Origin of the sequence: Streptomyces durocortorensis (assembly GCF_016901035.1) — a bacterium.
GTDB lineage: Bacteria > Actinomycetota > Actinomycetes > Streptomycetales > Streptomycetaceae > Streptomyces > Streptomyces durocortorensis.
The window spans coordinates 1-9,142 of record NZ_JAFEUF010000255.1 but is presented as its reverse complement, the minus strand read 5'-3'; the positions used below and the strand labels follow the sequence as shown (position 1 = coordinate 9,142).

The 9,142-nt window shown below is 70.6% G+C and carries 12 protein-coding genes; 9 read left to right on the top strand and 3 right to left on the bottom strand.

The window, feature by feature from the left end:
• Window positions 1-365 (bottom strand): DUF5134 domain-containing protein (locus tag JS521_RS30345; RefSeq protein ID WP_205086138.1); only part of this gene is annotated, 365 nt, incomplete at its 3' end.
• Window positions 366-607: 242 nt separating this feature from the next.
• Here JS521_RS30345 and JS521_RS30340 point away from each other — a divergent pair.
• Entirely contained in the window at window positions 608-1,153 is a 546-nt protein-coding gene (locus tag JS521_RS30340) for a GNAT family N-acetyltransferase (RefSeq protein WP_205086137.1), read from the top strand.
• A 29-nt stretch (window positions 1,154-1,182) separates the two neighbouring features.
• Here the strand turns inward: JS521_RS30340 and JS521_RS30335 are convergent, their stop codons facing one another.
• Window positions 1,183-1,866 (bottom strand): glycerophosphodiester phosphodiesterase, encoded by a 684-nt coding sequence (locus tag JS521_RS30335; RefSeq protein WP_205086136.1) that lies wholly within the window; start codon window positions 1,864-1,866, stop codon window positions 1,183-1,185.
• 294 nt (window positions 1,867-2,160) lie between these two features.
• On the opposite strand from JS521_RS30335, the gene JS521_RS30330 reads away from it, so the two are divergent.
• From JS521_RS30330 to JS521_RS30310, 5 genes are all read left to right on the top strand, one after another.
• Window positions 2,161-3,558: a DUF6421 family protein gene (locus tag JS521_RS30330; RefSeq protein ID WP_205086135.1), complete on the top strand. Its 1,398-nt coding sequence runs from the start codon at window positions 2,161-2,163 to the stop codon at window positions 3,556-3,558.
• 26 nt (window positions 3,559-3,584) lie between these two features.
• Entirely contained in the window at window positions 3,585-4,352 is a 768-nt protein-coding gene (locus JS521_RS30325; protein WP_205086139.1) for an SDR family NAD(P)-dependent oxidoreductase, read from the top strand.
• Window positions 4,349-5,410, top strand: coding sequence for a threonine aldolase family protein (locus tag JS521_RS30320; protein WP_205086140.1), 1,062 nt, complete (start codon window positions 4,349-4,351; stop codon window positions 5,408-5,410). The genes JS521_RS30325 and JS521_RS30320 overlap by 4 nt, the downstream gene beginning before the upstream one ends.
• Window positions 5,411-5,495: 85 nt before the next feature.
• On the top strand, window positions 5,496-6,095 hold the full coding sequence (locus tag JS521_RS30315; RefSeq protein ID WP_205086134.1) for a transglutaminase-like domain-containing protein: 600 nt from the start codon (window positions 5,496-5,498) through the stop codon (window positions 6,093-6,095).
• 71 nt (window positions 6,096-6,166) lie between these two features.
• Complete coding sequence (locus JS521_RS30310; protein WP_205086133.1) at window positions 6,167-6,859, top strand: B3/B4 domain-containing protein; 693 nt, start codon at window positions 6,167-6,169, stop codon at window positions 6,857-6,859.
• A gap of 36 nt (window positions 6,860-6,895) precedes the next feature.
• On the opposite strand, the gene JS521_RS30305 is transcribed toward JS521_RS30310, so the two are convergent.
• Window positions 6,896-7,618 carry a lysophospholipid acyltransferase family protein gene (locus tag JS521_RS30305; RefSeq protein ID WP_205086132.1) on the bottom strand — a complete coding sequence of 241 codons (723 nt, stop codon included), beginning with the start codon at window positions 7,616-7,618 and terminating at the stop codon, window positions 6,896-6,898.
• Window positions 7,619-7,848: 230 nt separating this feature from the next.
• Here JS521_RS30305 and JS521_RS30300 point away from each other — a divergent pair, with 230 nt between their 5' ends.
• The 3 genes from JS521_RS30300 to JS521_RS30295 all read left to right on the top strand — a co-directional run bounded on the left by JS521_RS30300 (window position 7,849) and on the right by JS521_RS30295 (window position 8,881).
• Window positions 7,849-8,175 carry a TlpA family protein disulfide reductase gene (locus tag JS521_RS30300; protein ID WP_205086131.1) on the top strand — a complete coding sequence of 109 codons (327 nt, stop codon included), beginning with the start codon at window positions 7,849-7,851 and terminating at the stop codon, window positions 8,173-8,175.
• Between the two features lie 72 nt (window positions 8,176-8,247).
• Window positions 8,248-8,328, top strand: coding sequence for a putative leader peptide (locus JS521_RS37585; RefSeq protein WP_343240489.1), 81 nt, complete (start codon window positions 8,248-8,250; stop codon window positions 8,326-8,328).
• Window positions 8,329-8,371: 43 nt separating this feature from the next.
• Complete coding sequence (locus JS521_RS30295) at window positions 8,372-8,881, top strand: flavin reductase family protein (RefSeq protein WP_205086130.1); 510 nt, start codon at window positions 8,372-8,374, stop codon at window positions 8,879-8,881.
• Window positions 8,882-9,142: the final 261 nt, after the last annotated feature.

The following is a 9,142-nucleotide window of genomic DNA, read 5'->3' as shown; positions in this document are numbered from 1 at the left end:
GCCCCGTGCCCGGCATGGCCGCCCCCGCCGCTCCTTGCCACCGCCGGGGCCATCGCCACGGCCATGTAGACCATGGCCAGCGAGCCGACGAGGTGGTGGAGGTGGTGGCCGCCGCGCAGGGCGGGCCGCAGCGCCCGCAGCGCGGCCGCGCCGAACAGCACCGCGTACACCGCCCAGGACCAGGCCGGGGGCGACAGCACCGCCGCTGGGACGGCCATCGCCGCCATCCCGAAACCCATGAGCGCCTCCGAGCGCGCGGTGCGGCGCTCCTGAGGCGTCCCCGTGCGGGTGCGCAGGAGGCAGTAGGCGCCGCTCACCGCGCACAACGCCATCAGCAGCCAGCCGGTCGAAGCCCCTCCGTGCACGGCGCGCCTCCCCCTGATCGGACGTACGGCACTTTGCGGGTCGCCCCATCGCTGCCCAGGCCGACGCCGCCGAACCCGGCGCACAGGGGAGTGAAGGGAGCGCGCCGAGGCCCACCGGGGGCGCTCCGGGTCGCGTTACGCTCGACCGCACGCGCGACAGCGGCCGTACGTACGGCGGCACGCAGGTTCGTACGGCAGCAGAGAAGCTAGAGAAGCGAAGCAGAGAAACGGAGAGCCCCACCATGGACACCGCCACGCCCGACGCGGCCCGGCTGACCTTCCGCGACGCGACCGAGGCCGACGTCCCGGCGCTGGTGGCCCTGATCGAATCCGCCTACCGCGGTGACTCCAGTCGCACCGGCTGGACCACCGAGGCGGACATCCTCCAGGGGCAGCGGACCGACGAGCAGGGCGTGCGCGACGTCATCGGCGCTCCGGAGAGCAGGCTCCTGGCGGTCGAGCGCGGCGGCGAACTCATCGCCTGCTGCCAGCTCGAACACCGGGGCGACGCGGCCTACTTCGGCATGTTCGCGGTGCGGCCCGGCCTTCAGGGCGGCGGACTCGGCAAGGTGATCATCGCCGAGGCGGAGCGCACCGCGAAGGAGAGCTGGAGCGTCGACGAGATGCACATGACGGTGATCTCGGTGCGCGAGGACCTGATCGCCTGGTACGAGCGCCGCGGCTACCGCCGTACGGGAGCGCTCACCCCGTTCCCGTACGGCGACGAGCGCTTCGGTGTCCCGCAGCGCGACGACCTGGCCTTCGAACTGCTGGTCAAGAACATCTGACGGGCCGCCGGGGCGATTCCGGCGCGCCCCTACGCGGTGAAGCGCCCGGTGCGGCGGATCTCGGGGAAGTCGGTCGTCGCGCCGTCCAGGTTCAGGGCGCGGGCCAGGCGCAGCTGGTCCTGGGTGTTCACCACCCAGCCGATCACTTTCAGGCTCTCGGCGTGCGCCTGCTCCACCACCTCCAGGGTGAGGCGGCGGATGTTCAGCGCGAGCGTCGCCGCGCCCGCCGCCTTCGCCCGGTCCACCACGTCCGCGCCCCAGCGGCTGGCGATCAGGACCGTCCGTACGCCGGGCACCAGCCGGGCGATCTCGGTGACGGCCTCGTCGTGGAACGAGGACACCTCCACCCGGCCGACGAGTTCGCGCTCCCGGATCACGTCCGCCAGCGCGCGGGCCGCCGCCACGTCCTTGATCTCCGCCTGGAGCGGGGAGGAGACGGCCTCCAGCACCTCTTCGAAGACGGGGATCCGCTCGCCCTGACCGGCGTCGAGCTCGCGCAGCTCCGCCAGGGTCTTGGTCGCGATCGGCCCGGTCCCGTCCGTGGTGCGGTCCACGTCCGTGTCGTGCATCACGGCGAGCGCGCCGTCCTTGCTGAGATGGAGATCCAGCTCGATGGCGTCCATCCCGGACGCCTCGGCGCGGACGAAGGAGCGCAGCGTGTTCTCGGGCTCGACGCCCATCACTCCGCGATGACCCAGGGTGAGAAATGACAAGGCGACCTCGTTTCCGTCGGCGGCTTCCCGTCGACTGCTCCTGCCCGCGCTGAGGTACGGCAATACGGCACTGGGGAGGGTAACGGCCCGGGCGCGCGATGTCCCCCGCCGTGCGGACCCGGTCGCCCGGCTCCGAGCGACGCTGCGGGAACTGCACCCCTACCCGGCATCCGACAGGAAAAACAGCGGTGACCACGGGGGGTACGCAGGATAATTTTCAGGCCTCCACTTGTGGGGAGGAACCTCGCACGGCTACGGTGAATCCACGCGAGGTTCTCCCGTGGAGGAAGTGTTATGACGGAAATTCTTGTGCACGACGCCACCGACGGCGCGATAGCTACGGCCCAGCGGGTCGTCGAGCACCCGGCCTGGCCCGTGCTCAGGGATGCCGTCGAGGAGATCCGCCCCTGGCAGTCCAAGGACGGCTCCATCGACTTCGAGGCGGAGGGCGCCCCGTCCCCGGCCGACGTCGAGCGCGTCCTCGACCGGGTGATCGGCGCGGTCGAGGAGCTGTCCCCGCTCCTCCCGCACGACGCCGCCTACCACCGCGCGCTCGTCACCGACCTGCGCCGCTGGGCCGCCGACGGCTTCCGCGTCCCCGACTTCCTGGACTCCCTGCTGGCCTTCCAGCCCGCGAAGATGCGGGCCGACGGCCTCCAGCACCTCGTCGTCTTCGCGATGTACACGCAGAACGGCAACCCCGACCGCAACCTCGAAGCGGTCGTGCTGAAGATGGTCTGGCCCGAGTGGCTCGCCGACCTGGAGGCGGACCGCTACGACAACCCGCTCTTCTGCGGCATCACCTTCGAGGACTTCACCTCCGGCTACGACACCAACTCCGCGGTGCTCTTCCCGGAGACCATCGCCGTGCGCGAGGCCCCCGAGCGCTTCAGCTGGGGCGGCATCTTCTGCGACCGCGAGGCCGCCCGCTTCCGCCGCGTCACCGAGGCCTCCGTCGAGCTGCTCGGCCTGGAGCTGCCCGAGGACATCCGCGAGATGATCGGCGACCAGCAGCGCTGCGAGCAGGCTTTCGTCCTGTGGGACATGGTCCACGACCGCACCCACAGCCACGGCGACCTGCCGTTCGACCCGTTCATGATCAAGCAGCGCCAGCCGTTCTGGATGTACGGCCTGGAGGAGCTGCGCTGCGACCTCACCGCCTTCAAGGAGGCCGTGAAGCTGGAGTCCGAGGGCAACGCCCACGGTCGTGACGTGCAGTACGCCGTCCTCTTCGACCGGATGTTCCGATTCCCCGTCTCCGGTGAGCGCGTCCGCAACTACGACGGCCTCGGCGGCCAGCTGCTCTTCGCCTACCTCCACAAGCACGACGTCGTCCGCTGGACCGACAACACCCTGAAGATCGACTGGGACCGTGCCCCGCAGGTCACCAACCAGCTCTGCGGCGAGATCGAGCAGCTCTACCGCGACGGCATCGACCGCCCCAAGCTGGTCCACTGGTTCGCCGCGTACGACCTCGTCTCCACCTACCTCGCCCCGCACCCGGGATCCCGCTGGGCCAAGGGCCCCGACGCCCTCGACCTCACACTTCCTCCTCGCAAGCTCGTCGACGACGTGCTTCCGGACGAGTTTCCCCTGAGCATGTTCTATGAGGCGCTCGCCAAGAAGCTGAAGCACGTGATTGCCTCCACCAAGGGAATCACCGCGGCGAACGACGAGCGGGCAGCCGCGTGAACCATTCTCCCGAGGAGGCGGTGGCCATGAACGGAAACGGCACGGGCGAGGGGACCGGTGTGCTCGAAGGAGCCGTGGTCGCGGTCGCCGGAGCGGCCGGCCCCGCCGGACGCGCGACGCTGCTGCGGCTCGCCGAGGCGGGCGCCACGGTCGTCGGCTGCGACGCGAACCCCGAGCGGCTCGCCGAGGCGGTGGACGCCGCCCGGTACGCCCACGGGGGCGCGACCGTCACCGGCGAGACCGTCGACCTGCTCGACCTCGACGCCACCCGGGACTGGGCCAAGCGCACCGAGGCGGAGTTCGGCCGCATCGACGGCCTGGTCCACCTCGTCGGCGGCTGGCGCGGCAGCAAGTCGTTCCAGGAGACCGTCCTGTCCGACTGGGACGCCCTGGAGAAGCTGCTCATCCGCACCGTCCAGTCGACCACGCTGGCCTTCCAGGAGGCCCTGGAGCGCAGCGACAAGGGCCGTTACCTCCTGATCAGCGCCGCCGGGGCCAGCAACCCCACCGCGGGCAACGCCGCCTACTCCGCCGCCAAGGCCGCGGCCGAGGCGTGGACCCTCGCGCTCGGCGACGCCTTCCGCAAGGCGGGGGGCGAGGACGGGCCTCGTACCGCTGCTGCGATCCTGGTGGTCAAGGCACTGGTGAACGACGCCATGCGCGCCGAGCGGCCCCATGCGAAATTCGCGGGCTTCACCGACGTCACGGAGCTGGCACGGGCCATCGCCGGCGTCTGGGACGAGCCCGCCCCCGAAGTGAACGGAAAGCGCCTGTGGCTGACCCCGCAACCGTGAGGACCGACGCGCGACGTCACCACGACCCGCAGGTACGCGGCTTCGCCAGTGACAACTACGCCGGAGCGCACCCGGAGGTCCTCGCGGCCATCGCGCTGGCCAACGGCGGCCACCAGGTCGCCTACGGCGAGGACGACTACACCGGCCACCTCCAGCGCGTCATGCACAGCCACTTCGGCCCCACCGCCGAGGCCTTCCCGGTCTTCAACGGCACCGGAGCCAACGTGGTCGCCCTCCAGGCGCTCACCGACCGCTGGGGAGCGGTCATCTGCGCCGAGTCCGCGCACATCAACGTGGACGAGGGCGGCGCGCCCGAGCGGATGGGCGGGCTGAAGCTCCTCACCGTGCCCACCCCGGACGGCAAGCTCACCCCCGAGCTCATCGACCGGCAGGCGTACGGCTGGGACGACGAGCACCGGGCGATGCCGCAGGTCGTCTCGATCACCCAGAACACCGAGCTGGGCACCGTCTACACTCCCGACGAGATCCGCGCCATCTGCGACCACGCCCACGAGCGCGGCATGAAGGTGCACCTCGACGGGGCCCGGATAGCCAACGCCGCCGCCTCGCTGGACGTGCCGATGCGGACGTTCACCAACACGGTCGGCGTCGATGTGCTGTCCTTCGGCGGCACGAAGAACGGCGCGCTGTTCGGCGAGGCCGTCGTCGTGCTCAACCCGGACGCCGTCCGGGCGATGAAGCATCTGCGCAAGCTCTCCATGCAGCTCGCCTCCAAGATGCGCTTCGTCTCCGTCCAGCTGGAGGCGCTGCTCGCCAAGGACCTGTGGCTGCGCAACGCCCGGCACGCCAACGCCATGGCCCAGCGCCTCGCCGAGGGCGTCCGGGCGATCGGCGGGGTGGAGATCCTCTACCCGGTCCAGGCCAACGCCGTGTTCGCCCGGCTGCCGCACGCGGTCAGCGAGCGGCTCCAGGAGCGCTTCCGCTTCTACTTCTGGGACGAGGCGGCCGGGGACGTCCGCTGGATGTGCGCGTTCGACACCCGCGAGGACGACGTCGACGCCTTCCTCCAGGCGCTCAAGGAAGAGATGGCGCGCTAGCACACACCCCTCGCGCCTTGCATGAGTATGCGGCCGACCGGAAATCGATAGACTTCCGGCCCCCCGCTTCGTACGCTCTCCCATCATGGAGCTGACGCAGCAGTCCCCGGACATCGACGCGTACCTGGCCGCCGACGAGGTCATCGACCACGATCATCCCCAGGTGAGGGAAACGGCGGCCCGCCTCGCGCCCGACACTGACGCCGCATACCCATACGCGCGGGCCGCCTTCGAGTTCGTCCGCGACACCGTCGCGCACTCCGCCGACTCGGGGGACCAGCGCGTCACCTGGCGCGCCTCCGAGGTGCTCGCCACCCGTAACGGCATCTGCCACGCGAAGTCCATCGCCCTCGTGGCCCTGTTGCGGGCCCGCTCCATCCCGGCCGGTCTCTGCTACCAACGTCTCGCCGGCGGCGACGGAACGAACCCGATGCTCCACGGCCTGGTCGCGCTGCGGCTGCCCGGGGCCGAGCGCTGGGCGCGGGTCGATCCCCGGGGCAACAAGCCGGGCGTCGACGCCCGGTTCTCGCTGGAGAACGAGCGGCTGGCATGGGTGGTACGCGAGGAGTTCAATGAAATCGACTATCCGGTAATCTGCGCTGCACCACCCGAGGCGCTCCTCCAGGCGTTCAGGAGCGCCCGGGACCGTTCGGAGCTCTGGCGGAACCTTCCCGCGGGACTCTGAACCCACCCGACGCCCCGCACCACCGCACCACGTCACCGCACCGGCAACGCAGTAACGCAGTAAGGCAGACGATGACCCTCACGCTCACCGTGTCCGACGAGGTGCGCACGCTCGCACCGAGCTTCACCCATGTCGCCGTCGAGGCGCACGGCCTCGTCAACGGCCCCAGCGACGCACGCAGCTCCGCCCTGCTGGACGCCGCCGCCCGCAGGCTCACCGAGCGCCTGGACGGCCGCGCCCCGCACGAGGACCCGCACATGGTGGCCTGGCGCGCGGCCTACGGGGACTTCGGGGCCAAGCCGTCCCGCACCCGCAATTCGGCCGAGGCGCTCGCCCGCCGCGCCCTCGCCGACGGCGGACTGCCCCGGATCAACCTGCTGGTCGACGCCTACAACGCGATCAGCGTCGCCCACCTCGTCCCGGTCGGCGGCGAGGACACCGACCACATCAAGGGCGGAATGCGGCTGATCCGCGCGACGGGTGACGAATCGTTCCCCACCGTCGCCGGCGGCGAGGAGAGCCTGGAGCACCCCGAGCCCGGCGAAGTCGTCTGGTGCGACGACGAGAGCGTCACCTGCCGCCGCTGGAACTGGCGCCAGGGCGTACGCACGCGGCTCACCGAGGAGTCGGTCAACGCCCTCTTCCTGCTGGAGAGTCTCGCACCCATGACGAACGGCGAGCTCGACGCCGCGGGCGCCGAACTCGCCGCGACCCTGGAGCAGCTGAGCCCCGGCGCGCGGATCACCGTCCACGCACCGCGATGAAGTGAGAGCGACGCCGCCCCGCCCCCGGGGCGGCCGTCAGCCGAGCTCGCGCACCTCGGCGGGGGTCGGGGCCGTACCACCGAGATGGGCCGGCACCCACCAGGTGTCGCTCGCGTCCTTCGGGCGCACCGGGTAGGCGCGCTGCGCCGCCTCCAGCAGCTCCTGGACCCGCTCCCGCAGCCGCCGGGTGATGGCGCCCGCGTACTGGTCTGCGGGCGCCTCCACGGGCTCGCCGACCCGGATGGTGATCGGGATGTGGCTGCGCTGGAAGTTGCGCGGCCGCCCCTTCGTCCAGATGCGCTGCGTGCCCCAGAGCGCCATCGGGATCAGCGGAACCCCGGCCTCCTGGGCCAGGCGCGCGGCACCCGACTTGAAGCTCTTCAGCGTGAAGGACTGCGAGATGGTGGCCTCGGGGAACACACCGACGATCTCGCCGGAACGCAACGACTTCAGCGCGTGCGCGTAGGCGTCCTCGCCCTGCTTGCGGTCGACCGGGATGTGCTTCATTCCCCGCATCAGCGGACCGGAGATCTTGTGCCGGAAGACCGACTCCTTCGCCATGAACCGGACGAGCCGCTTCTGCGGAAGCGCGCCGAGGCCGGTGAAGACGAAGTCGAGATAGCTGATGTGATTGCTGACCAGCACCGCACCACCGGTCTTCGGGATGTGCTCCGAACCCTGAGTGTCGATCTTCAGGTCGAGCGCCTTGAACATGGTGCGAGCGGCGCCGATGACCGGTCGATAGACGAGTTCTGCCATCTGGGGAAGACCCTTCTTCAGTGCCTGGGGAGGGTTCTCCCGGCGGAAGTTACGCAGCCGTAGGTTTTCGGCATTGTGGCGATGGTGCCCCATGCGCGAGCCGCTGGCCAGTCCCGGCGGAGCCGGGGCGCGAGATTCTCGTCACGTGCGCGTCCCCCGGGAGCTGCGGGAATGCCCCGGTGGCGACCGGTGCTGACCCCTTACGAAGAGCTCTGATCAGGAGGCACCAGGTGGACCGCCGGACACACGGACAGCGACTCGACGCATCCCGACTCGGCGCGGAACTGGGGAAACGCGCGACGCTCGTCCAGTTCTCCAGCGCCTTCTGCCAGCCGTGCCGCGCCACCCGCCGCACGCTCATCGAGGTGGCCGGGATGGTCGACGGTGTCGCCCACATCGAGGTCGACGCCGAGGCCCACCTCGCCCTGGTGCGGGAGCTGGACATCACGAAGACGCCGACCGTCCTGGTGCTCGACGCCGAGGGGGAGGTGGTCCGCCGGGCAACCGGCCAGCCCCGCACGGTCGACGTCGTCGCGGCGCTGGGGCACGCCATATGACGGACCGTGACGCATCTCCCACATTGCGGAACGCCCTTGACTGCACCCACCACGCATCGTCAGTCTGACGTTATGCCGCCAGAACTCCTTCTCTACGGCCGGGTCCATGTGGATCTCGCACGCTACGCGAGTGCGCGCTGTCCGGGTGTCTGAGCACCCACGGACCCGTACGCCACTCCCGCAGAAGGACACCTCCATGACGGCAACGCCCGATGTCGCCCCCGCCCAGACGGCCGCCACGCCCGAACTCTTCCGCTCCGTCTTCCGCCGCCACGCCGCGGGCGTCGCTGTGATCACCGCCGCGGGGGAGCGCCCCGTCGGCTTCACCGCCACCTCGCTCACCTCCGTCGCCGCCGAGCCCCCGCTCATCTCCTTCGGCATCGGTACGTCGTCCTCCAGCTGGCCCGTGCTGTCCGAGACCGCGTACGTCGGCGTCCACATACTCGGCGAGCACCAGCGCGAGCTGGCCGCGACCTTCGCCCGCAGCGGGGCCGACCGTTTCGGCCCGTCGACCGACTGGAGCAGCGGCCCCGAAGGCGTTCCGCTGCTGGCGGACGTGTCCGCCTGGCTGGTCTGCCGGGTCGTGTCCCGCGTGCCGGCGGGGGACCACCGCATCGTCTTCGCCGAGGCCGTGGCAGGCTCACCCTCAGGGGCCGGCCGCCCGCTGGTCTACCACCAGGGACGGTTCACGGCTCTGCGAGACTGAGGTCACGCACGCACGGGTCTGCCGCGTTGGCAAGGTCACAGTGCGGTGCGCTTGCTCAGGGGTAACAGTCTGGGTGTACTGGCGAGTAATATCGGCCTCGGAGCCTCGGTCGTCCCGACCGGATCCGGCCCGACAAGGCGCCTATGCTGCGTGCAACAAGGCAGCCCGGAAATGACGATGCAGTAGGAGAGCCGGCGTGAGCTTGAGGATCGTTGTCTGTGTGAAGTACGTGCCCGACGCGACCGGTGACCGGCGTTTCGC

Coding starts and splice junctions, on each gene's coding strand:
- JS521_RS30340 (WP_205086137.1), top strand. CDS start 608: ATGGACACCGCCACGCCCGACGCGGCCCGGCTGACCTTCCGCGACGCG.
- JS521_RS30330 (WP_205086135.1), top strand. CDS start 2,161: ATGACGGAAATTCTTGTGCACGACGCCACCGACGGCGCGATAGCTACG.
- JS521_RS30325 (WP_205086139.1), top strand. CDS start 3,585: ATGAACGGAAACGGCACGGGCGAGGGGACCGGTGTGCTCGAAGGAGCC.
- JS521_RS30315 (WP_205086134.1), top strand. CDS start 5,496: ATGGAGCTGACGCAGCAGTCCCCGGACATCGACGCGTACCTGGCCGCC.
- JS521_RS30310 (WP_205086133.1), top strand. CDS start 6,167: ATGACCCTCACGCTCACCGTGTCCGACGAGGTGCGCACGCTCGCACCG.
- JS521_RS30305 (WP_205086132.1), bottom strand. CDS start 7,618: ATGGCAGAACTCGTCTATCGACCGGTCATCGGCGCCGCTCGCACCATG.
- JS521_RS37585 (WP_343240489.1), top strand. CDS start 8,248: ATGCCGCCAGAACTCCTTCTCTACGGCCGGGTCCATGTGGATCTCGCA.
- JS521_RS30295 (WP_205086130.1), top strand. CDS start 8,372: ATGACGGCAACGCCCGATGTCGCCCCCGCCCAGACGGCCGCCACGCCC.